This is a genomic window from Saccharopolyspora soli (assembly GCF_022678645.1).
GTDB classification, from domain to species: domain Bacteria; phylum Actinomycetota; class Actinomycetes; order Mycobacteriales; family Pseudonocardiaceae; genus Saccharopolyspora; species Saccharopolyspora soli.
In genome coordinates this window covers 106917-129504 of the sequence record NZ_JALBWV010000016.1, presented here as the reverse complement: position 1 = coordinate 129504, position 22588 = coordinate 106917, and the positions used below count along the sequence as shown (strand labels likewise).

Genomic DNA, 22588 nt, shown 5'->3' with positions numbered 1-22588 from the left:
GAGTTGTTGTCGCAGACCGGAAACTCCGGGTTGACAAGGCTTTTCGCTGGTGGCTACGGTCTCGATACCGTAGTCAACATTGACTTCTAATGTTGATTGTATTGATTTCCAACCTGGAGCGCTAGTGCAGGTTCATGACATCGCCGTCATCCGCGGAGACGGCATCGGCCCAGAGCTGGTGGACGCCGCACTCACCGTGCTGGGCGCGGTGACCGCGAAGGGCGCCTTCGAGCTCCGCTACACCGAGATCGACGCTGGCGCCGACACCTACCGCCGCACCGGCGCGGCGTGTTCGCCCGAAGACCTGGAGTACCTGCGTACCGGGGTCGCGGCGACGCTCAAGGGACCGGTCGGGCTGCCCGACGTCCGGTTCCCGGACGGCACGGAGGCCGGATTGCTCGGCGGCATCCTCCGGACCGGCCTCGACGCCTACGCCAACGTGCGCCCGGCGCTGCTGCTGCCCGGCGTCACCTCCGCGCTCGGCAGCGCGAAGCCCGGCGGGATCGATTACGTCATCGTCCGCGAGAACACCGAGGGCCTGTACGCCTCCCGCGGCAAGGGAGTGGGCAACCGGTGGGCGGTTTCGGACGCCCTCATGACCACTCGGGAGGGCACCCTGCGGGTCTGCCGACGCGCATTCGAGCTGGCGGCTGCCCGCAACGGCGCCCCGAGCGACGGCAAGCGCCGCGTGACCTGCGTGGACAAGAGCAACGTGCTGCGCAGCCACGCGCTGTTCCGCGAGATCTTCTTCGAGGTCGCCGCGGATTTCCCGGACATCGAGACCGAGACCCTCTACGCCGACGCCGCTGCGCAGGCCCTGGTGCTGCGGCCCGGTGACTTCGACGTGCTGGTGATGGAGAACTTCCTCGGTGACGTGCTCAGCGACCTCGGCGGCGCGACCATCGGCGGCATCTCGCTGTGCGGCTCGGGAAACATCGGGGACGACAGCGCCTACTTCGAACCCATCCACGGCAGTGCCCCCTCGATCGCCGGGCAGGGCCTGGCCAACCCGATCGGGCAGGTCCTCGCCGCCGCGATGATGCTCGACCACGTCGGCCACCCCGCCGAGGCCGGGCTCGTCCGCGCTGCCGTGGCGACCGCGCTCGAAGCCGGGGAGGTCCGGATCGCCCCCGATGGTTCCGCGCTGGGTGGTCCCGAAGCGGTCGCGCGGGCGATCGCGGACCGCATCGACTGACCCCCATTTCCCCGTGATGAGAACGGAAAGACCCGTTATGAGCACCGAGCTGGAGTTCACCGGCGCCCGCCGCACGCGGACCATCGTGGCCGCGTCGGCTGGCAACTTCGCCGAGTGGTACGACTGGGGCGTCTACGGGGTGGTCGCCACGATCATCGCCGCCAAGTTCTTCCCCGGCGACAACGCCGCCGTCGCACTGCTCAACACCTACGCCGTCTTCGCGCTCGGCTACATCGCGCGGCCCGTGGGCGGCATCCTGTTCGGCTGGATCGGGGACCGCTTCGGCCGCCGCCGCGCGCTGTCCATCTCGATCCTGTTCACCTGCTTCGGCACGGCGCTCATGGGCGTGCTGCCGACCTACGCGCAGATCGGTCTCCTCGCGCCGGTGCTGCTGCTGGTGTGCCGCCTCGCGCAGTCGATGGGCGCGGGCGGCGAGTACGCGAGCGCGATCAGCTTCGTGTTCGAGCACAGCCCCATCACCCGGCGCGCCCGCAACGTGAGCGCGCTCGTGGCCACCACGTTCATCGGCATCCTGTGCGGATCGCTGCTGGCGCGCCTGTGCTCCAGCCTGCTCACCGAAGACCAGTACAACACCTTCGGCTGGCGGATCCTCTTCCTCGTCGGCCTGCCGCTGGCCCTGCTCGGGGTGTACCTGCGCTCGAAGGTCGAGGAGAGCCCGGAGTTCGAAATGCTGGCCGCCGCACGTGCGAAGGCGAAGACCGCGGCCACGCCGTTGCGGGACGCCCTGCGCCTGCACTGGGGCAAGATCGTGGTGTTCATCGTCGCCACGGCCAGCTATGCCCTGCTGAGCACCACGATCACGTCGTACCTGACGACCTTCCTGATCAAGGTCGGCAACCTCAGCAGCAACGAGGCGTACAACGCGACCATCGTCAGCAACGTCCTCGTCATCGTCGGCTCGCTCGTGATGGGCCCGGTGGCTGACCGGCTCGGCCTCCGCCGCGCGCTCAGCCTGATGGGGCTGGTGGTCGCCATCGCGGCGGTGCCATCGCTGGCGCTCGCGTCGGCTGGTGGCGTCGGCGCCGTCACCGGCAGCGCGATCATCGGCGCGTGCAAGGGATTGCTGGCCCTGCCCGCGCTGCTCGCGATCAGCCAGATCTTCCCGACAGCGGTGCGGGTCACCGCGGGCGCGCTGGCGTACAACATCGCGCAGGCCGTGTTCGGCGGCACGGGCCCGATCATCGGAGTGTGGCTGAACGACGTCACCGGAGGCCCCTACGGTCTCGGCGTCTACCTCGCCGTGCTGGGCCTGGTGACCGCGATCGTCGCGCTGCTGGCGCGGAACACGTTCGACCACGACGAGCCGAGCGCGGCGGCCCCGGCCGCGGTCGTTTCGGAAGGCGGTGCCCGGTGAAAGTTCTGCCGCTCACCCAGGGATATCCCGGTAAGAGCACGGAGCACGGCGGGCTCGGTTGGAGCAGTGTCACGCTCGTCCGCCACGGCGAGCGGCTCCTGCTGGCCGACACCGGCTCGTTCGGGATGCGCTCGCTGCTCGCACAACGGCTCGCCGCGCACGACGTCGACCCGGCCGAGGTCACCGATGTGCTGCTCACTCACGCGCACTACGACCACGCGGCGAACTACCTGCTGTTCCCGTCGGCTGCCGTCTGGATCGGCGCGGCCGAACTCGACTGGGCGGCGAGTCGGCAGGCCGCGTTCGACCCGCTGCCCGAGTTGTACGCCGCGGACCTGGCGAACAACCCGCGGACGCGGCGCGTGACCGGCGACGGCGAGATCCTGCCCGGCCTCGAAGCGTTCCTCGCGCCCGGACACACGCCGGGCTCGGTCGTCTACCGCGTCCGCGATGCCGACGACACGGTGCTGTTCAGCGGGGACGCGGCGAAGAACCGGGCCGAATTGCTCGGTGGCGATGTCGACATGACCCTCGACCGCGAAGTGAGCCGGGCCTCCGTGCGGAAGATCCTCGACCTGTGGCGCGAGTACCCGGACACCCTTCTCGTGCCCGGTCACGACGTGCCCATGCGCTGGCGGGCGCCTGGTCCCGAATACGTCGGCGAGCGCGCCGCCGGAATCCGCTCGTGGTTCGGCGAAGACCTCGCCGCCACCACGCACTTCGACCTGACCGACCCGGAAGGAAATCAATGACCGGCGACACCCGAATCACGGCCGACCGGCTGCGCGCGCTGGCGGGCTTGGCGCTGGTGGCCGGGGGCATGTCCGAAGAGGACGCCAGGCGGGCCGCTGATGTGCTGGTGCTCGCGGACCTCTTCGGCATCCGCACGCACGGGGTGGCCAGGATTGCGCAGTACCTCGATCGCGCGCGTCTCGGCGGCGTCGATGTCGCCGCGAAGGTGGTGGTCGCACAGGTCACCCCGGCGTTGTCCCGAGTGGACGGTGCCAACGGCATCGGCCCGCTCGTCGGCTCGCACGCGCTCGACGCAGCGCTGGTCGGAGCCCGCGAGACCGGTCTGGGGGCGGCTTTCGTGCGCGGCAGCAACCACTTCGGACCGGTGATGCCGTACCTGTTCCGGGCTGCGGAGCAGGGTTTCGCGGCCATCATCGCCAGCAACGCGACCACCACGATCGCGCCGTGGGGCGGGCGGGAGGCCCGGCTGGGCAACAACCCGCTCGGGATCGGGGTGCCCGCTGCGGCGGGTGACCCGGTGCTGCTGGACATCGCGATGAGCGTCGCGGCTCGGGCGAAGATCCGAGCAGCCGCCGCAGCCGGGCAGTCCATTCCGGACACCTGGGCCACCGACCGGGACGGGCGGCCGACCAGCGACCCGACCGCCGCGCTCGACGGGTTCCTCCAGCCGCTCGGCGGGCACAAGGGGTACGGGCTGTCCGTGATGGTCGACCTGTACGCGGGACTGCTGTCGGGAGCGGGATACCTCACGCGCATCAGCTCGTGGAGCGAGGACCCGGAGCGCCCGCAGAACCTCGGGCACGTGTTCTTCCTGATCGACACCTCGAAGCTGCTGCCCGCCGCGACGCTGGACGAGCGGATGGCGGACTTCGCCGGGATTCTGCGCAGCACCCCGGCCGCGGACCCGGCGCAGCCCGTGCGCCTGCCGGGAGAGCTGGAGCTCGCGCGCTACCACCGGCAGTTGCGCGATGGCGTGGCCGTGGACTCCGAAGTGCTGGCGCAGGTGTCCGACCTGGCGGGTGCCCAGCGGTGACGGGCGTGCCGCCCGGCGCGTGCGACTGCCACGTCCACGTGTTCGACCCGGAGTTCCCGTTCGCCGCCGACCGGACGTACACGCCGGGCGAGGCCAGCGGAGCGCAGCTGGACGAGTTGCACTGGCGGCTGGGAGTCAGCCGCGCCGTTCTCGTGCAGCCCAGCCCGTACGGCACCGACAACTCGTGCCTGCTGCGGCAGTTGCGCGAGCGGGACGACCGCGCCCGAGGAGTGGTGGTGTTCGATCCGGCGGCCGAACCGCCGCTGCGCGAGTGGCACGCCGCGGGAGTGCGCGGAGCTCGGGTCAACCTGGCGACCTTCGCGGTTGACGACCCCGAGGTGGCGGTCGCGCCGTTGCGGGCGACCGCCGCCGCGATCGCGGATCTGGGCTGGCACCTGCAGGTTTTCACCGGACTGCCCGTGGTGGCCGCACTGGCCGACGAGCTCGCCCGGCTGCCGGTGCCGGTGGTGCTCGACCACTTCGCCCTCGCCAACGCGGCGGCGGGCCTCGACCAGCCCGGCTTCGCCGAGCTGGTCGACCTCCTGCGATCCGGTGCGGCGTTCGTCAAACTGTCCGCGCCGCACCGGATTTCCAGCGTTCCCGACCAAGCTGATGTCGCCCCGCTGGTCCGCGCCCTGGTCGGTGCCGCACCGGAGCGATTGCTGTGGGGCACCGACTGGCCGCACACCGGCGGCCGGGCTCGCACCACCGCCAACCGGCGGACCGTGGAGCCGTTCCAAGCGGTGGACGACGCGGGAGCCCTCGACCGGCTGCTCGACTGGACCGGTCCCGAGGCGGGACGCAAGATCCTCGTCGACAACCCGGTCGCGCTCTACGGCTTCTGAGCACGAGCGCCGGTCAGGCGGGGCGCGTCAGGGTGCACTCCGGGCGGGACAGGTCCAGCGCGGAACCGGTGGTCAGGCAGGCTGTGATCATGTCGACTCGCTGGCCGTAGCTGCGGCCGCGTTCGGCGGTCACCGTGCCGTCCTCGGCCACCTCGCAGGGATTGTTGGCCGTGCACTGCTCGCCGTCCTGGTTGTGCGTGTTGTGCACCCCGACCACGGTGTTGCCGTCGGAGGTCACCAGCGGGCTGCCGGAAGTGCCGAAAGTGAGGCCGCAGTCGTCGTTGGCCGTGTAGCGCAGGGAATTGTCCATCTGGTAACCGTCCTCGCGCAGGTGCGGCACCACAGCCTCCACGTTGCAGCTGTAGCGGCGGGCCCCGGTGATCGCGTCCACCTGTTCACCCGCGACCGTGGGCGTGGTGGCGAGCTGGAAGACCTTCGCGCCCTCGGCGGCCAGCTGTCCGTAGCTCTTGTCCAGCCGGTACAGCGCGATGTCGGTGCCGGTCATGGTCGCGTACACCAGCCGGTTGGCTCGGGCCGTGGCCTGGGGGTAGCCCTCGCGGTCGCCGACTTCCACCGCGCGGTCGGCGGGCTGGTCCACCAGCGCCGATCCCGGTGCGGGCCGCTGGCCCTCGACGCAGTGGCCGTTGGTCAGCAGCAGAGCCGGATCCTCCGGCTGGGAGGTGGCAGTGCGGACCACCGAGCCCACGCAGGTGACCAGGTCCACCCGGCCTTCCAGGGACGGGATCGGAACTTCCGGCGGCACCGAGGTGCCGGTGACCATGCCGTTGATCCAGTCGGTGTGCTTGGTGACGTCGGTGAACAGCGTCGGACCGCCGGTGCTCGGGCCGGTGACCGTACCGGCCACCGCCCACCGATCGCCGTCGCGCACCAGCGCGGGCCCGCCGGAGTCCATGTTGGTGGCCCCGATGCTGCCGTCGCGGGGGCCGATGCACAGTTCTGCTCCCAGAACGGCTTCCGGGCATGCCGCGGGCGGTTGCACCACGGTGTCGGCTTCCCGCAGCCGCTCGGGGAAGCACTCGGGATTGTTCCTGTCGTCGCAGGTCATACCCCAGCCGAGGAATCGCGCGGGGGTGTTTTCCGCCGGTGTTCCCGTCGCGATCCGCACCGGCTCGGCCCGCACCGGGGTCCGCAGGTGCAGCAGCGCGACGTCCTTGCCGAAGTAGCCCTCGGGCTCGTTGGCGAGCCGGTAGAACTTGTCGACCTCGGCGACCTCACCGCCGGACGCCAGGTTCAGCGAGCCGATCCGGACCCGCCAATTGCGCGGGGTGCCGACCTTCGCCAGGTTGGGGTTGCGGGCGCAGTGGCTGCTGGTCAGCACCCACTGCGGGGCGAGGACCATCACCCCGCACGCATGGCCCTCCTTCGGACTGACACCTGCGTCGTCGGGTCGTTGCAGGGAACCCATGAACGAGTAGGGCTCGGGGGACTCGGTACCACCTTTGATGGCCAGCGCCGGGGTGACGCTCACGGCGGTCGCGGCGAGCGCCAGGGCGGCGACCAGAAATGGGAAGCGGATTCGCATGCGGCCACCGTGGCGAGCCGATTTCCGCACGCCATGATCGATATGTCACAACTCCGCCACAGGTCGTGCTTGGTAGTTCCTCTGCCGAGGGCGAAAACGGGTGCCAGGGCCGGTGCGTTCGTGATGCTCTTGGTTGACGAGTTCTTTGAACGTCAAGGAACCGCTGCGATTGGGAGACCTGATGCCCGACACGCGACCCGGACTTGTGCTGCACATCGCCGGGGTCAGCCAGCCGCTGCACATCGCGCTCGACCCGGCGGAAGCCGACGCGCTCCGCGACGTGATCGCCGACCTGATGACCAACGGCCACACGAAGTCGCTCACCACCGCCGACGGCGGCCGTTTCGCGGTGAATTTCGCGCACGTGGCAACGGCGCACATCGAAACAACCCGCTCCGACGCCAACGCCTACGGAGCCCCAGCCCGAGGCACCGGCTTCCGCAACTGAAGCAGCCTGCCTTCGAACTCGTTTTGCGTCGTGAGTGGCGATGGTCGCCATAACGGCCGTTACCACTCACGACCTCGGGGTCACTCGCGGAAGACGACCCACTTGAGCATCACGAAGTTGATCAAGGTGCCGAGGCCCTGCGCGACGACCCAGCACACGCCGTAGCGAAGCTGGTCGTTGAAGTCCGGCAGCGTCAGGTAGAGCAGCTGGTTGGTGCCCACGTTGACGAAGAACGTCGCGGTGTAGACGATGGCGAACCCGATGGCCTTCGCCTTGGCATTGCCCGTGCTCGCACCGCTGAACGTGAACTTCCGGTTGATCAGATAGGAAGCCGTGGTGCCGAGGATGAACGACACTGCTTTGGAGGTCCAGTTCGGCAACCCCAGCGAGAGCAGGATCGCGTAGACCCCGGCATCGATGATGGCGCAGAAGCCACCGATCGCTACGAAACGGAACAGTTGGTTGACCACGCCTAGGCGCTTCGGTTCGGTCTGGGCTGCGGGTTCGGCCACGGCCACTGGTTCACCTCTGGGTCCGACGACAGGGGCACCCGGCTAGACGCCGAAGACGCGGGGAACCACTTCCACACACACGTCCCCAGCGAGTGTAGCGGCGACCCATCGCACCCATCCGGGGACCGGGTGCACCCGGCCGAATCGGTGTCCACATCGCGGATAGACTCCGCTGGGTGGGATCGGTAAAGGACGAGCTTCAGACGCTGACCGGCTGGGGGCGCACCGCCCCGACCAGGGCGCATGTCGTCAGCACCCCGGACGTCGAGGCGATCGCCAAGGCGGTCCGCGAGGCCGGTGGTCGGGGCGTCATCGCGCGCGGCCTCGGTCGCAGCTACGGCGACCCGTCGCAGAACGCGGGCGGCACCGTCATCGACATGACCGCCCTCGACCGGGTGCACCAAGTCGACGTGGACAACGCGACGGTGGTCGTGGACGCGGGCGTGTCGCTGGACACGCTGATGCGCCGACTGCTCCCGTACGGGCTGTGGATCCCGGTGCTGCCGGGCACCAGGCAGGTCACCATCGGTGGCGCGATCGGTTCGGACATCCACGGCAAGAACCACCATTCGCAGGGCTCGTTCGGCAGCCACGTGCGGTCCCTCGACCTGCTCACCGCCGACGGCGAGGTCCGCACCCTGACCCCGGACGGCGAGCACGCCGAATTGTTCTGGGCGACCGTCGGCGGGATGGGCCTGACCGGCATCATCCTGGGCGCGACAGTCCAGCTCAAGCGCGTCGAAACCGCGTACTTCCTGGTCGACAACGTCCAGACCAAGAACCTCGACGAGCTGATCGAGCACTTCACCGACGGCTCGGACGACAACTACGTCTACTCGGTCGCCTGGTTCGACTCGCTGGCCCGCGGCGAGAAGATGGGCCGCGCGCTGCTGACCCGCGGCAACTCGGCCAAGGTCGAGGACCTGCCGAAGAAGCTGCGCAAGGACCCGCTGAAGTTCAACGCGCCGCAGCTGATGACCGCCCCGCCGATCTTCCCCAACGGTCTGGTGAACAAGTTCACCATCACCGCGTTCAACGAGGTCTGGTACCGCAAGGCGCCGACGAAGTTCGGCATGGTGCAGAACATCACCCAGTTCTTCCACCCGCTGGACCTGGTCGGCGAGTGGAACCGGGTCTACGGCCCCAACGGCTTCCTGCAGTACCAGTTCATGGTGCCGTTCGGGCAGGAGACGATGTTCCGCCGCTCGATCGACAAGATCAGCTCGTCGGGCCACGTGTCGTTCCTGAACGTGCTCAAGACCTTCGGGCAGGGCAACCAGGCGCCGATGTCCTTCCCGCGCAAGGGCTGGACGCTGACCGTCGACATCCCGATCACGCCGGGCCTGGACCGGTTGTGCCAGGAGCTCGACGAGATGGTGCTGGGCGCGGGCGGCCGGTTGTACCTGGCCAAGGAGTCCCGCACGTCGCCCGAGATGATCGAGCAGATGTACCCGCGGATCGACGAGTGGCGCAAGATCCGCGCCACGGTCGACCCGGAAGGCATCTTCCGCTCCGACCTGGCCCGGAGGCTGAGCCTGTGACCGCCGCAATGGAGTACCGCAAGCTGACCGGCTGGGCCCGGACCGCGCCATCGCGGGCGCGTGTGCTGCGCACGACCGACACCGATGCGATCGCCGAGGCGGTGCGCACCGCCGACGAGCGCGGCGTCATCGCCCGCGGCCTGGGCCGCAGCTACGGCGATGTCGCGCAGAACGCTGGCGGTGTGGTCATCGACATGACCGCGCTGAACCGCATCCACCACATCGACCCGGACAACGCGATCGTCGACGTCGACGCCGGGGTCAGCCTGGACCAGCTGATGCGGGCGGCGCTGCCCCACGGCCTGTGGGTGCCGGTGCTGCCGGGCACCCGGCAGGTCACCGTCGGCGGCGCGATCGCCAACGACATCCACGGCAAGAACCACCACAGCGCCGGGAGTTTCGGCAACCACGTGGTGACGATGGACCTGCTCACCGCGGACGGCGAGATCCGGACGCTGACGCCCGACGGCCCCGACTCCGAGCTGTTCTGGGCGACCGTGGCGGGCATCGGTCTCACCGGCGTCATCTTGCGCGCCGCGATCCGGATGACCAGGACGGAGAGCGCGTACTTCATCGCGGACACCGATCGGACCGCCGATCTGGACGAGACGATCGCGCTGTTCGACGACGGTTCCGACGACAGGTACACGTACTCCTCGGCGTGGTTCGACTCGATCTCCACCGGGCCGAAGTTGGGCCGCGGCGCGTTCGGCCGCGGCTCGCTCGCCACGGTCGACCAGCTGCCGCCGAAGCTGCGCGCGGATCCGCTCAAGTTCGACGCGCCGCAACTGCTGACCCTGCCGGACGTGTTCCCGCCGCGGCTGGGCAACAAGCTGACGTTCAGCGCGATCGGTGAGCTGTACTACCGGAAGACGCCGAAGCGCGGCCGGGACCTGATCCAGAACATCAGCGGCTTCTACCACATGCTCGACCTCATCGGCGAGTGGAGCAGGGCGTACGGTTCGCAGGGCTTCGCGCAGTACCAGTTCTCCGTGCCCTACGGCAAGGAGGAGGAGCTCAAGCGGATCATCCGCAAGATCGCGCACTCCGGGCACGTCTCGTTCCTCAACGTCATCAAGAAGATGGGCGAGGGCAATCGGGCGCCGCTGTCCTACCCGCATCCGGGCTGGATGGTGTGCCTGGACTTCCCGATCGTCGACGGACTCGGCCGGTTCTGCACCGATCTCGACGAGATGGTGCTCGAAATCGGCGGTCGGCTGTACACCGCGAAGGACTCGCGGACCACGGCGGAGACGTTCCACAAGATGTACCCGCGAGTCGACGAGTTCCGCAAGATCCGCCAATCCGTTGACCCCGAAGGCATTTTCGCCTCAGACATGAGCCGGAGGCTTGAGCTTTGATCGACGCCGTTGGAAATCCCCAATCCCTGCTGGTGCTGGGCGGCACCTCGGACATCGCGCTGGCGACTGCGACGCAGTACGCCGAGACCCGCCCGCTGCGGATCATCCTCGCGGATCGCCCCGAGGAATCCGACCGCCTGAACGAGGCCGCCGAGAAGCTGCGCAAGACCGGCAGCACGGTCTCGATCCTGACCTTCGACGCCCGCAAGCCCGATACGCACGCCGAGGTCATCGACAAGGCGTTCGCCGACGGCGACGTCGACGTCACGCTGATCGCCTTCGGCATCCAGGGCGACAACGAGAAGGGCTGGACCGACGTCGAGGCGGCCCGCGCGGTGGCCGACGTCAACTACGTCGCCCCGGTGTCGCTGGGTGTGCTGCTGGCCGGGAAGCTGCGCAAGCAGGGCCACGGCCACGTCGCGGTGATGTCCTCCCCCGCCGGTGAGCGCGCGCGGCGGTCGAACTTCGTCTACGGCTCGTCCAAGGCCGGGTTGGACGTGTTCTTCTCCGGCTTGGGCTACGCGCTGGAGGAGCACGGGGTCAAGGTGACCGTCGTGCGGCCGAACTTCACCCACACCAAGCTGACCGAAGGCATGAAAGCTGCGCCGATGGCGAACACCCCGGAGAGCGTCGCCAAGGTGATCGTGGACGGCGTCCGCAAGGGCAGTCCGCTGGTGTACGCCCCGGCGCAGTTCCGATTCGTGATGTCGATCCTGCGGCACGTGCCGCGCGCCATCTTCCGCCGCCTGCCGATCTGATCGGTCTTCCGCGGGGCCGTCGGAACCATCTCCGGCGGCCCCGTTCTCGTAGTCGCCACCTTCACCGGCAGTTCACCGCGTTTTCGGCTGCGGCGACGGCCTGACCAGTTGTGATCGACTCGTGACGTGGGTCGGTAAACCTACTCGCCCGGTCAAATGTCCACAGGGTATGGGAGTTGTTCCGCCAGCCCTTCACGGTCGATCCCCCAGTATTTGGGGCAACCGCGGCATGACCGTGCTCGCCGGGCTGACGATCCTGCTCGGGCTGCTCGCGGTGCTCGCGCCGGTCAACGCCGACATGCCGCTGGTCACCTGGCCGAAGGCCGGGGATGCGACGCCCTCGACAGTGTTGCCGCTGTCGCCGTACCGACCGCTGGATTTCGACGCCACGATCCCGTGCGAAACGCTGCGCACGAGTTCCGGAGCGGCGCTGCGCACGCACGCCCCGGACACGCCGGGCCTGGATGTGGTGGTGCAGGCCGACCAGGCGCGTTTCCTGGTCGATGGCGCGGAAATCCTCCTCGATCCGCTGCACGCGAACTGCGATTACCGGGTTCAGGCCGATGCCGCGGGCATTCGGATCTTCCGCGACGGCACGCTCCTGGTGAGTCGCCCTGACCTGCTCCCACCGCAGGTCTCGGAGCTGTCCACGACCGGCTCGCTGGACGGCCTGGAGGTCGCGCTGCACACCGATGCGCGCTACGAATCCTCGCCCAGCGCTTGGAAGATCGCGCTCCTGCTGGCGCACCTCGCATGCCTGATCGCGCTGCTGGTGCTCGCCTGGCGGCGCTGGCGAGGACGGCAGTCGATGCGGGTCCTGACCATGCCCCGACTGTCCGCCGCCGACGCGGTCATGGTGGTGGTCGCTGCGGCGTGGGTGGTGCTCGGACCGGTCAACATGGACGACGGCTGGTACCTGATGATGGCCCGCAACGCGGGCGGGACCGGTTATCTCGGGAACTTCGTCTACATGTTCAACGCGACGGAGAACCCGTTCGTGCTCAGCCAATACCTGTTGCAGTGGTGGGGCGAGCTCGGCGGTTGGTCGCTGTGGTGGATGCGGCTGGTCCCGATGTTCTGCGGGCTCGTGACGTGGGCGCTGCTGCGCGTCGTGTTCGCGACGATGCTGGGCCGGGCGGCGAGGTTCCGCGCGGTGCCGTGGGCGCTGCTCGTCGCGCATCTGGTCTGGTTCCTGTCGTACGGCATGTCGTTGCGTCCGGAGCCGGTGATCGTGGTCTGCGCGGCGGCAACGCTGCTCTTCGTCGAAGCCGCGAACCTGCGCCGTTCGATCGGCGCGTTGGCGGTGGCGGCGACAGTCGCCGCGTTGGCGTTGACGGCTTCGCCATCCGGCCTGGTCGCAGCCGCTCCCCTGGTGCTCAGCGTGCCGTGGTTGCTGCGCTGGTTGCGAAACCAGCCCTGGTCGGGCCGCATCGCTGTGCTGCTGTTGGCGATCGCCTCGGCGACAGTCGTCGTGCCCGTCGGTTTCGCCGACGCGACGCTGGGCGACGTGCTCGAAGCCACCGATATCCACCGCTGGTACTACTTGTCATTCCCCTGGTACGAGGAGTTCGAGCACTACAACACGCTGCTGGACACCGCCGGGTGGGCGCGGCGACTACCGGTCCTGCTGGCGCTCGCGCTCGTCGCGGTCGTCGCGTTGGCCAGCGGACGCGGCGGCATGGGCCGCGATCCGGTTCGGCGCCTGTTGATCAGCAGCGCGATCACGACGACTGCGGCGTTGCTGCTGATCGCGTTCAGCCCGACGAAGTGGGTCAGCCACTTCCACGCGGTCGCCGCCGCGCCAACGGTTCTGCTGGCTGCGGCGCTGCTGCGTTCGCCGTTGCCGCGACGAGCCGGTCCGGTGGTCGTCGGTGCAAGCATGGTGCTGGTCATCGGAGCGATCTCGCTGAGCTTCGCTGGCGACAACTGGTGGGTGCCGTTCTCCGACGCCGGGCAGCGCTTCGGCGAACACCTCAACCCGGACCAGCAGACCAACAACCTGGAACCGCACTTCGGCCCGCTCTACCTGCGGAATCCGTTGCTGTGGATCGGCGTCGCGCTGGTCGCCTACCTGTGGGCGCGCTGGAATCGTCGGCACGGCAGGTTGGTGCGCCTGGTTCCGGACCGCGCGGTGTTGGGGGTTGCCTCGATCGGTTCGGTGCTGCTGCTGGTCGCCCTGTTCTGCTACGCGCCGATCGGACAGGCTCCCGGTTGGACGGTGGGGCGTTCTGGTTGGCAAACCCTGTTCGCAGGCGGTTGCGGTCTGGCCAGCGACGTCCAGGTGCAACTGCCGTCCGGACGCCTCGGTCCGCCGACACAACCGGAACTCTCCGGCGATTTCCAAGCCGGTCCCCCACCACTGCCCGCCGAACCCTGGTCGGAGCCGACGACGATCTGGCACGACGACCGACCGGACGGCACAACGCCTGGTGTGGGTCGGCTCGTCACCGGTTGGTACGCACTGTCTGGGCCGGGCACGCACCTGACCGTGCCGGTGGCGGGTCGCCTCGCTGGTCAGGAACTCCGGGTGGAGTTCGCGGTTGCGGATGGCGTTGTCACCGCGGAATTGCACCCCGAACTGCGCAGGTCCGCGATGCGGGAGTGGCAGCAACTCGCGGTTGCGATCCCGGCAGGTGCGAGGTCCGCGCGAGTGGTCGCGGTCGACCAGGTCACCGGGGCGCAGTCGTGGTTGGCCGTCGCCGAGCCGAAGCTGACCGAAGCCCGCCCGATCACCGAACTCACCCGCGGCCAACCGGTGCTGGCCAACCACGTGAACGCGCCGCTGTGGCCGTGCGTGGACCAGGTCGGCGTGCGGGATGGCATCACCGACACCCCCGACGGTGCGGCTCACCGAATTCGAGACGCTGCCGCCGGAATGGCTGGACAACATCAGCTACCTGGAGTGGGGCGGCGCGTGGGTGCAGACGACCCGGCAGTGGACGCAGACCCGGCTGGCCGCCGAACTGCCCGGCGGACCTCCCCGACTGACCTGGGGAAACGTCTTCGTGATCCGCTATCAGCATCCGGTCGGCCGCTACGACCTGACCGTTTCGCGGGAGTCCAGGTGGGGTTGGACGCGGCTGCCGACCTTGGCGCGCAACGACTACCCGGTGATCGAGCGCAACGCGGGCACGCAGGCGCCCCGCGAGGACGACGACCACCAGGTCGCGGATCGGTAACGGCAGCGGTGAGATTCCGGCGCCGGGCAACGTTTCGGCCCGCTGCGGCGATGACAACATGGCGGTCCTGTCGGAGTTCCGCCCGGATTACGACTTCCCGACGCGCTGCGCGCAGAGGAAGCGCGGATATCTGGTGGAGTGGGGTTCACCGGGTGCCGTGTCCGTGGGTCCTCCGCCTGCCCGGAATTCGGAGGACCCACGGCAGCGCTCGCATTTCCAACCGGAACCGCGGTCTTTTCGCATGCCCGGAAAAAGGCGGCACCCTTTCGATCAAACAAAAGATCACCCGAAACGGTGGCAACTTTTGGCCGCTCAGCAGCGATCAACAGATGTCACTGACCGAAAGGGTTTCGAGTGAACGCCAAACGATTCGCGGCGGCGATCGCCGCCACCGCAGCGGTTCTCGGCCTGACCGCGACCGCACCGGCCGCAGCGCAAACCGAACCGACGACCTCGGCACCGAGCACATCCGCCGAGCCGAGATCGGCAGCACCGACCCCGGAGCCGACCGAGGACGATCCCGGCGAGGGCGAGATCCAACAGCGCTACGAGTCGATGTCCCCGGAGGAGCGGGCGCAGGTCGGCGAGCCGATCGGCCTGGAGGTCGTTGAGGACGAAGGCCTGCGCTGGCAGCCCTTCACGCACGCCCGGTTCTACTGGACGCCGGACACCGAGGTGACGGTCGTCCGCGGGATGATCTACAGCCGATTCCTCGAACTGGGCGGGCACCACGAGCTCGGCGTGCCGATCACCGGCGAACTGGCCAGCAGCGGCGGCGGTCGGTACAGCGACTTCCGCACCCGCGACGGCGCGGTCCACTCGGCGATCTACTGGTCGACGCGAACGGGCGCGCACCTGGTCGTGGGCCGGATCCTGGACCACTTCCGCGAACTCGGCGAGGATGCCACCTTCGGCTACCCATCGACGGACACCCGGCTCACCCCGGACGGTTTCGGCGCCTACAACCACTTCCTCACCCCGAACGCCCAGCGCGAGGACGCGTCGATCTACTGGACCCAGCCGTCCGGCCCGAACGCGGTGCAGGGCGCGATCCGGGAGAAGTGGGCGGCTTCCGGCTGGGAACGCGGTCCGTTCGGCTACCCGACCAGCGACGAACTCGCCGCACCGGACGGCATCGGGCGCTACAACCAGTTCAACGGCGACGGCAGGTACCCGGCCGGAATCGTGTGGAGCCCGCAGACGGGTGCGCACTCGGTCCAGGGTGTCATCGCGAAGCGGTACATCGAGCTGAGCGGTCCGGGCGGCGTGCTCGGCTACCCGACCACCGACCAGCTGACCACGCCGGACGGCTTCGGGCGCTACAACCACTTCACCGGTGCTGGCGGAGCGTCGATCTACTGGGCGCCGTGGACCAGCGCGCACGAGGTGTACGGCGGGATCCGCGCGCGCTGGGCGCAGCTCGGTTGGGAGCGCTCCTACCTGGGATATCCGGTGACGGGCGAGTCCGACTTCCCGCTGGGCCGGACGAGCGAGTTCGAGCGCGGGTTCATCGAATGGCACCGCGGCAGCGGTGACGTGGTCGACTACCTGAAGCGCTGACCGCAGCAGAGGCGCGGGCATCCGGGGCACCGGGTGTCCGCGCTTTTGCTTTCACCCGAGCGCGATGTTGATTCGTGGCGGGCACACGTCGAGCCGTATTGGGGAGCGGACCGCGCCGTGTTCGAGGATCACCGTGGCGAGCCGGTGGCACAGCATGTCGACGTTGCGCATGTGGTGGCGACCCCGGTCAGGATCCTCGGTCGGCCACACGATGGCCTCCTGCTCCTGCGCGGCGAGAATGCTCTCGCGCAGTTGCCAAACACTCACAGTGCCGGGACCCGCGTGCGCGTGCTGGCCGTTTCCGCCGCGCAGCGGGAAGAGTCCCAGCGCCACGAGCAGAACTGCGGCCACGGATATCCAAACCACGCCGGTCATGTCGATCCCCTTTCCCGCGCATCGCGGAGTTCTCGGGCTCGGGTCATGCAGAATTCGCAAGTCGGATCAAGCCAGTCTACTTCGGACGGTTCGATCAAAGTAATGGTGTCACCGCAAACGGTCTCGCGTTCCTGCCCAGCCCGAGGCAATTCCATCGGCCACAAAGCATGCCGCTGCCCACCATGAGGCCGCCAATACACCACAGGACCAGGCGAAACCAACCCGAACACCATTGCCTCCAAAGGGGAAACTGTTTCAAGGAAGACGGCGGCCGGGCCGGGGGATAGGGGGTTGCGAAACCCGACCGCCGTCCAGATCCACTGTAGAACCGGAAGTTTCCGCACCGAAATTACACAAACGGATGATCACGGTTGCCAGTTGTTGTGCAACTACCGAAAAATGGCCAACTGAAAGGAAACTCACCCTCGCAGAGGAAGCTCCCAATGACTGCCAGCAGCCCACCTGTTGCCCGCCTCCAACTCGGCCAACTGCTACGTGAGCTACGCGAGAAATCAGGCAAGACGCAGGACGCGGCGGCCGAAGTCCTCGAATGCCAGAAGCCGAAGATCAGCAAGATCGAAACCGGCAAGGCAACGATCAGCGCGGGTGACGTCCGCCTGCTGATCGACCTCTACGGAGCGAACGCCAAGACTTCGAAGACGGTGATCCAACTAGCCCGCGAAGCCCGAAAACGCAGTCCCCTCCGAGTCCCCGACTGGGCCCAACGCTACGTCGCGTTGGAGAGCATCGCGTCCGCGATCCAGAGCTACGAAACCGAACTCGTCCCAGGCCTCATGCAGACCGAGGAGTACACGAGGGCAGCCGCGCAGGCGGCAGCTCCCGTGCAGGGCAGTGCAGATCCAGAGCAGATGGTGGCAGTCCGGGCCGAGCGACGGGCTCGACTTCACAACGACAAGTCCATGCGGTTTTCGGCAGTGGTCAACGAAGCTGTGCTCCGCCGTTGCGTTGGCGGCCCCGATGTCATGGCCGATCAACTCAGGCACTTGCGCGAACTGGCAGAACTTCCCAACATCACGTTCCAGGTGATCCCGTTCAGCACCGGCGCCCATGCCGCGATGGGAGCGTCGTTCCACTTCTTGGAAATCCGGAAACCCGCTTCCGCCAAGGTGGTCTATCTCGACGGGCTCACCAGCGGCGATTACCTCGACGGAGCAGCGGCGGTCAGCCAGTACTCCCTGATCTTCGAGCGACTCCGAAGCACAGCTACCGACGAAACGGGGTCCCTAGATATGCTCGAACAGGTGATCAGGGACCTCGCGTAGCAAGGGGTGACGTCGGATGCAGGACTACGACTTATCCACCACCGATTGGCGCAAATCCAGCCGTAGCAACGGCTACGGCGGGAACTGCGTCGAGGTCGCGCTGACCCGGCAGGTCATCGGCGTCCGCGACAGCAAAGACCGCGGCGGCGGCACCCTGACCTTCGCCGCCGACCGGTGGCACACGTTCGTCACCGGGCTAAAGCGCAGCTAGTGGGTCGTGAGTGCGAAAAACGGCTGGAACCGGCTTTCGCACTCACGACCTTTCCAGCTCCTGCCGAACCTCATCGGCTTCGGGATCACCAAGTTCCTCGAAGATGACGAGGGCCTGCTGCCAGCAGGTACGAGAGCCGTCGAGATCCCCCGCGGCGTGAAGGGCGGCCCCCAGGCCGCGGAGGCTATGGGCTTCCCCTGGGCGATGGCCGATCTCGCGCCGCAGTTCGACGGCGCGCCGGTACAGGTTCAGCGCTTCGGTCGAATGATCCGTTCGGAGGTGGACGCCTGCCAGCTGGTGCAGGACGAATGCCTCGTCGAACTTCCAGCCGTCCTCCCGGAACAGCACCAAAGCCGTCGACAGGTGCGCAAGGGCTTTCTCCAGCTCACCACGGCGGATGTGCAGGATGCCGAGAATGTGGTTCGCGTAGCCCTGGCCATATCGATTGGCCTCTTCGCGTTGCACCGCCAGGCCGCGGAGCAAGCATTGCTGGGCGTCGTCGAGTTTTCCCAGCTCGATGTAGATCTCGGCGAGCACCGTCAGTGCCAGGCCGGTCGAGTAGCGGTCACCAGCGGCTTCGAACAGCTCCAGCGCGCTTTCCTGGTAGTGCAACGCGATCTCGTACTGCTTGAGCCCGAAGTAGGGCATGCCCAGGTAGTAGCGGAGCTGCGCCTCGGCAACCCGATCGCCCAGCCCGCGTGCCACGCCGAGCGCGAACTCGTAGCTGGCGATCCAGTCATCCGTCTGGCCGCGAAGTTTGAAGAGGTACATCAGCTTGTACGTGAGCTGCCAGGCGTGCACGGGCAGTCCGACGTTCGCCGCGTTTCGCACAGCCGCCACGAGGTTCGCGTATTCGGCTTCCCACCAGCTCAACATGGCCGACTCGGTCTCGAAGGAGAGACCGGACACCGTCGAATCGGGTAGCTCCGGCGCGAATCGCCAGCGGCCGAGCAAGACCCGGTCGATCGTGTCGCAGGTGCGGAGGTAGTGGTCCAGGAGGCGGCGGATGGCGGCTCGGCGATCTTCCGGTTGCTCGTCCTTCGCGGCGCATTCCGCCGCGTACGCGCGGATCAGGTTGTGGAACTGGTAGCGGCCTGGTTTGTGCTGGTCGATGAGGTTGGCTCGGGACAGTTCGGCGAGCAGGGCTCGGGCTTCGCGCGGCGGGAGCCCGGCGAGGTCCGCTACGGCGGCGAGGCTGATGTCCGGGCCGGTCGGCAGGCCGAGGAGGCGGAACATCCGGGCTGCTTCCGGGGTCAGTGACCGGTAGGACCAGGAGAAGACCGCGCGGACCCCCGTCACTCCGCCCGCGTCCAGGGCATCCAGTCGGTCTCGTTCGTCCTGGAGCTCCAAAACCAGTTCGTCCAGTGGGAAATCCGGGTTCTCCGCGGCTCGCACCGCAGCGATGCCCAGTGCTAGCGGGAGTCCGGCGCAGTGGCTGACCAGGCTTCGCACCGCTTCTGGTTCGGTCGCCACCCGGTCCGCGCCGAGGTAGCGGACGAGCAGTTCCTCGGCTTCGTCGTCGGTCAGCACTTCGAGCGTGATGCGCGATGCGCCTTCCCGGACCACCAACTCGTGCAGCCGGTTCCGGCTGGTGACCAGTACCAGGCAGCTCGGGCTGCTCGGCAACAACGGCCGCACCTGGTCGGCTGTCAGGGCGTTGTCCAGCAGGATCAGCATGCGCTTGTCGTGCACCAGGCTGCGGAACATGGCCGCTCGGTCTTCGACGTGCTGCGGCATCCGCTCACCCGAAACACCAAGCGCCGTGAGGAAAGAGGCCAGCGCTTCGGTGGGTTTCATCGGCTCGGCAACGGGATCGAAGCCGCGCAGGTTCACGTACAGCTCGCCGTCCGGGAAGCGGTCTCGCACGCGGTGCGCCCAGTACACCGCCAAGGTCGACTTGCCGACTCCGGCCACTCCGTCGAGCGTCGAGATCAGCACGAAACCCTCGGTGTTCGCGCCGCTCAACAGCATCGTCAAGGCGTCCTGTTCGACCGCCCGATCGACGAAGTGCCGCGCCGCGACCGGCAGCTGCCTCGGCACCACCTGGTCGCCCAGGGATTGGTACAAGCGCACATCGCCGTGGATCTGCCCAGCCTGCACGCTGTGTCCGGCGACTGCGGATGCCGAATCGTTGTGCACCCGGTGGTTCGAACCCACGATTCGTCCCCTCGTCGGCCAACTCGACCAGCCTGCCAGAGCCGCACCAACTGATCCATGCGGCGATCCGGTACAACGGCTAACGGGATCGCGTCAGGGTGGCGAGCGGGTCGGGCTGGCAGGTTTGCCGCCAGCGACCACGATCGCGACCGAGGACGCGACCATCGCCAGACCGAATGCCGCAGCCGACCGCGCCAGGCGCTGCCACGGCGGACGCGGCACCGAGGCGAACAACTCCGCCACGCCGCAGCGGCTATCGCGCAAACCGAACAGCGCTCCGCCGCCCAGCGCCACGGGAAACAGCAAGTTGTGCAGGAAACGCAGGTAGTAGGCGAAGGAATCCCACTGCAAGTTCCACGCGCCGGTGGACTTCTGCCACGGCGCGTTGCCCACGAGGTACAACATCCCCACTGCGATCGCGAAGATCACCGCCCCGGTCATCAGGACGCTCGAACGCCGCAACTCGACCTTCACCAGGCACCCGCCGACCGCCCGTGCTGGGCCAGCAGCGCCGAATATCCCCGCTCGATGGAGCTGTCGCCAGGATGGTTCCCCCCATCGCCAGCTTCGGCGAGCTCGGTCGTGGTCCCCCGGAACACCTGCCGCCCGCCGTCGACCGACAACCCGAACGGGTTCGTGGCGAAAGCCCGGCTGTCCGAAACGGTGGGCGCGGGAGTCGGCCCGGTCTTCGTCGACTGCGGCCGCGAAGCGGGCGTGACCCTGCTGGTCACCCGCCCACCAGCGGCGACCAGCTGAGGAAGTGGAATTTCCCGCCCGCTCGGGGGCGGGAAATTCCTCTTGCGGGCCTGCGTAGCGCCCTTCGACGGGTTGAAGCGGTGCCGGAACTCCTCGTTGTGCGAGCCCGCACATCATGGCGATCGGCCGAACCCGCAGGTGAGCCTCACCGGTTTTCCAGGACCAGGTGGCCCGGTTCGGCCCAGGTGGAGCCGATGTTCCACAGCGGGTCCGGGCCGGGGCCGGGTTCGCGGCGGAGGACGTCGTCGATCGGGCGGGGTTCGGTCGGGACGAAGAAGCGGTAGTTGAGTTCCAGCAGTTCGCGGACCAGCGGGGTGGCTTCGGCCAGGCGTTGTCGGATCTGTCCCGCCAGGTAGCCGCGGTCCGAGAAGTTGTCCGCGATCGCGCAGTCGCAGTAGTAGGCGAGGGCCCCGATTTCGCCGGGGCTCGCCACCGTTTCGGTGCCGACGAGCCGTCCGACTTCGGCGCCGATGCGGGCGTATTCAGCCGAGCTAGCCCAGTTCGACATGATCGCCGCTTCGCGCCACGGTAAGCCGTGCTGCCCGATGAACCAGACCTGCGTTGCCACCACGGCGCAACCCACCACTGCGGCCAACAGCTTTCGGCGAGCGGCAAGCACACCGATACCACCGGCTAACAGCAAGGAAAGACCGATCATGCTCGGTGCGTAGTACCAGTGGTACGGCGGAACGCCCAGCGACGTGTAGACGTAGTAGTGCGCGAGAGCGCCGAGCCCGATCAGCGCCCACGGCCAGAGCGACACCGCGCGGCGAAACGCCCGCAGCACGCACGCGACCAGCAGGCACACCAGGCCGAGCAGCGCCGGAATCAGCGAAACCACCACCGCTGTCGGGAAAACCTGGTGGTAGAGCACCAGTCCGTTGCTGAAGTCCCAGTCTCCCCAGGACCTCTGCAGCTGTTTGATCACCAGCGTGTCCGGGACCGCCGATCCGAAGTAGAACCAGCTGAAGGTGAACCACGGCAGGGCGATCGCCGCCGCCGTCAGCATCCACCGCCACCAACTGCGCCACAGGCTCGGCCGACCGATCAGCACGACCAGCACGAACACCCCGAGGTCGAGCCTGGTCAGAGCGAGCAGCCCGGCCGCGACGCCGAACAGCACCGGCTGACGCCGCACCGCCGCGAGCAGCAACAAGCCAAGCAAGGCCGAGGCCAGCGTCATCTCCAGGCCCACCGTGGACAGCACCAGCGGATTGACCATGATCAGCAGTGCCCCGACCGCGCCGGTCCACCCCGGAAATCCACTGGAGACCGCCGCAGCGCGGAGGAACACCGCGAGTGCGATGTTGGCCAGCGCGAACACCACGCCCAACGCCACCACGGGTTGCCGCACCACCGTTGTGAACGCGGCGAGGACCAGCACGTTCAGCGGCGCGGTCGCCGAGTTCGAGACCTCGGCGCCGATCAGCCCCCAATGCCCGTGCAACGCCAGGTTCCGGGCGTAGCTCAGCGTGATATAGCTGTCGTCTATCAACGAACCGTGGATGATCCAGAACACCCCGGCCGCCACCGCACCGATCCCCAGCGGCCAGACCGGCGGCCTGGTCCGCACCCGCTCCGGCTCCACCGGCGCGACCGCAATCTCCGCAACAAGCACGCGTCACTCCTGTCTGCTCGACCCATGCACGCCGAACGGATCAGAAGCGTTGCCAAACGCGGACAACCTTCGCATTAGAGGGTGC

General features: G+C 68.1%; 21 protein-coding genes. 13 read left to right on the top strand and 8 right to left on the bottom strand.

The annotated features are described in order from the left end of the window. Nucleotides 1-124 precede the first annotated feature (124 nt). Genes MOQ72_RS14780 through MOQ72_RS14760 form a run of 5 tightly spaced genes read left to right on the top strand, consistent with a single transcriptional unit; the run spans nt 125 to nt 5201 of the window. Nucleotides 125-1195, top strand: a complete 1071-nt coding sequence (locus MOQ72_RS14780) for an isocitrate/isopropylmalate dehydrogenase family protein (protein ID WP_242184035.1) — start codon at nt 125-127, stop codon at nt 1193-1195. Nucleotides 1196-1232: 37 nt separating this feature from the next. After that, nucleotides 1233-2570 carry an MFS transporter gene (locus MOQ72_RS14775; protein ID WP_242184032.1) on the top strand — a complete coding sequence of 446 codons (1338 nt, stop codon included), beginning with the start codon at nt 1233-1235 and terminating at the stop codon, nt 2568-2570. Continuing rightward, entirely contained in the window at nt 2567-3322 is a 756-nt protein-coding gene (locus tag MOQ72_RS14770) for an MBL fold metallo-hydrolase (protein ID WP_242184031.1), read from the top strand. Before MOQ72_RS14775 ends, MOQ72_RS14770 begins: the two co-directional genes overlap by 4 nt. Further along, a complete protein-coding gene (locus tag MOQ72_RS14765; protein WP_242184029.1) occupies nt 3319-4356 on the top strand; it encodes an Ldh family oxidoreductase in 1038 nt (345 codons plus the stop codon). Before MOQ72_RS14770 ends, MOQ72_RS14765 begins: the two co-directional genes overlap by 4 nt. Further along, nucleotides 4353-5201, top strand: coding sequence for an amidohydrolase family protein (locus MOQ72_RS14760; protein WP_242184027.1), 849 nt, complete (start codon nt 4353-4355; stop codon nt 5199-5201). The genes MOQ72_RS14765 and MOQ72_RS14760 overlap by 4 nt, the downstream gene beginning before the upstream one ends. A gap of 13 nt (nt 5202-5214) precedes the next feature. Here MOQ72_RS14760 and MOQ72_RS14755 read toward each other — a convergent pair whose 3' ends face one another. Then, nucleotides 5215-6744 carry a trypsin-like serine protease gene (locus MOQ72_RS14755; RefSeq protein WP_242184025.1) on the bottom strand — a complete coding sequence of 510 codons (1530 nt, stop codon included), beginning with the start codon at nt 6742-6744 and terminating at the stop codon, nt 5215-5217. A 181-nt stretch (nt 6745-6925) separates the two neighbouring features. Between MOQ72_RS14755 and MOQ72_RS14750 the strand changes: the two genes are divergently transcribed. Further along, on the top strand, nt 6926-7192 hold the full coding sequence (locus MOQ72_RS14750) for a hypothetical protein (RefSeq protein WP_242184024.1): 267 nt from the start codon (nt 6926-6928) through the stop codon (nt 7190-7192). A gap of 80 nt (nt 7193-7272) precedes the next feature. Here MOQ72_RS14750 and MOQ72_RS14745 read toward each other — a convergent pair whose 3' ends face one another. Beyond that, nucleotides 7273-7710: a GtrA family protein gene (locus tag MOQ72_RS14745; protein WP_242184023.1), complete on the bottom strand. Its 438-nt coding sequence runs from the start codon at nt 7708-7710 to the stop codon at nt 7273-7275. A 170-nt stretch (nt 7711-7880) separates the two neighbouring features. Between MOQ72_RS14745 and dprE1 (MOQ72_RS14740) the strand changes: the two genes are divergently transcribed. The 5 genes from dprE1 (MOQ72_RS14740) to MOQ72_RS14720 all read left to right on the top strand — a co-directional run bounded on the left by dprE1 (MOQ72_RS14740) (nt 7881) and on the right by MOQ72_RS14720 (nt 16103). Then, nucleotides 7881-9245, top strand: a complete 1365-nt coding sequence (dprE1, locus tag MOQ72_RS14740) for a decaprenylphosphoryl-beta-D-ribose oxidase (protein WP_242184022.1) — start codon at nt 7881-7883, stop codon at nt 9243-9245. A gap of 8 nt (nt 9246-9253) precedes the next feature. Next, nucleotides 9254-10606 carry a decaprenylphosphoryl-beta-D-ribose oxidase gene (dprE1, locus tag MOQ72_RS14735; RefSeq protein ID WP_242184093.1) on the top strand — a complete coding sequence of 451 codons (1353 nt, stop codon included), beginning with the start codon at nt 9254-9256 and terminating at the stop codon, nt 10604-10606. Continuing rightward, nucleotides 10603-11364 (top strand): decaprenylphospho-beta-D-erythro-pentofuranosid-2-ulose 2-reductase, encoded by a 762-nt coding sequence (gene dprE2 / locus MOQ72_RS14730; protein ID WP_242184021.1) that lies wholly within the window; start codon nt 10603-10605, stop codon nt 11362-11364. The genes dprE1 (MOQ72_RS14735) and dprE2 overlap by 4 nt, the downstream gene beginning before the upstream one ends. Before the next feature lie 229 nt (nt 11365-11593). Then, nucleotides 11594-15154 (top strand): arabinosyltransferase domain-containing protein, encoded by a 3561-nt coding sequence (locus MOQ72_RS14725; protein WP_242184020.1) that lies wholly within the window; start codon nt 11594-11596, stop codon nt 15152-15154. Next, nucleotides 15099-16103: an LGFP repeat-containing protein gene (locus MOQ72_RS14720; protein WP_242184019.1), complete on the top strand. Its 1005-nt coding sequence runs from the start codon at nt 15099-15101 to the stop codon at nt 16101-16103. The genes MOQ72_RS14725 and MOQ72_RS14720 overlap by 56 nt, the downstream gene beginning before the upstream one ends. Nucleotides 16104-16154: 51 nt before the next feature. Here the strand turns inward: MOQ72_RS14720 and MOQ72_RS14715 are convergent, their stop codons facing one another. Further along, on the bottom strand, nt 16155-16478 hold the full coding sequence (locus MOQ72_RS14715; protein WP_242184018.1) for a hypothetical protein: 324 nt from the start codon (nt 16476-16478) through the stop codon (nt 16155-16157). Then, nucleotides 16475-16711 (bottom strand): HC3 family zinc finger protein, encoded by a 237-nt coding sequence (locus MOQ72_RS45555; protein WP_372495380.1) that lies wholly within the window; start codon nt 16709-16711, stop codon nt 16475-16477. Before MOQ72_RS45555 ends, MOQ72_RS14715 begins: the two co-directional genes overlap by 4 nt. A 210-nt stretch (nt 16712-16921) precedes the next feature. Here MOQ72_RS45555 and MOQ72_RS14710 point away from each other — a divergent pair, with 210 nt between their 5' ends. Then, nucleotides 16922-17761: a helix-turn-helix domain-containing protein gene (locus MOQ72_RS14710; protein ID WP_242184017.1), complete on the top strand. Its 840-nt coding sequence runs from the start codon at nt 16922-16924 to the stop codon at nt 17759-17761. Between the two features lie 16 nt (nt 17762-17777). Then, nucleotides 17778-17972 (top strand): DUF397 domain-containing protein, encoded by a 195-nt coding sequence (locus MOQ72_RS14705; RefSeq protein ID WP_242184016.1) that lies wholly within the window; start codon nt 17778-17780, stop codon nt 17970-17972. A 42-nt stretch (nt 17973-18014) separates the two neighbouring features. Here MOQ72_RS14705 and MOQ72_RS14700 read toward each other — a convergent pair whose 3' ends face one another. From MOQ72_RS14700 to MOQ72_RS14685, 4 genes are all read right to left on the bottom strand, one after another. Further along, nucleotides 18015-20129 (bottom strand): ATP-binding protein, encoded by a 2115-nt coding sequence (locus tag MOQ72_RS14700; RefSeq protein WP_242184015.1) that lies wholly within the window; start codon nt 20127-20129, stop codon nt 18015-18017. Between the two features lie 93 nt (nt 20130-20222). Beyond that, a complete protein-coding gene (locus tag MOQ72_RS14695) occupies nt 20223-20603 on the bottom strand; it encodes a hypothetical protein (protein ID WP_242184014.1) in 381 nt (126 codons plus the stop codon). Continuing rightward, on the bottom strand, nt 20600-20860 hold the full coding sequence (locus tag MOQ72_RS14690) for a hypothetical protein (protein WP_242184013.1): 261 nt from the start codon (nt 20858-20860) through the stop codon (nt 20600-20602). The genes MOQ72_RS14695 and MOQ72_RS14690 overlap by 4 nt, the downstream gene beginning before the upstream one ends. A gap of 170 nt (nt 20861-21030) precedes the next feature. Then, the gene (locus tag MOQ72_RS14685; RefSeq protein ID WP_242184012.1) at nt 21031-22503 is read right to left on the bottom strand and encodes a hypothetical protein; all 1473 of its coding nucleotides are present in this window, start codon (nt 22501-22503) and stop codon (nt 21031-21033) included. Between the last annotated feature and the right edge of the window lie 85 nt (nt 22504-22588).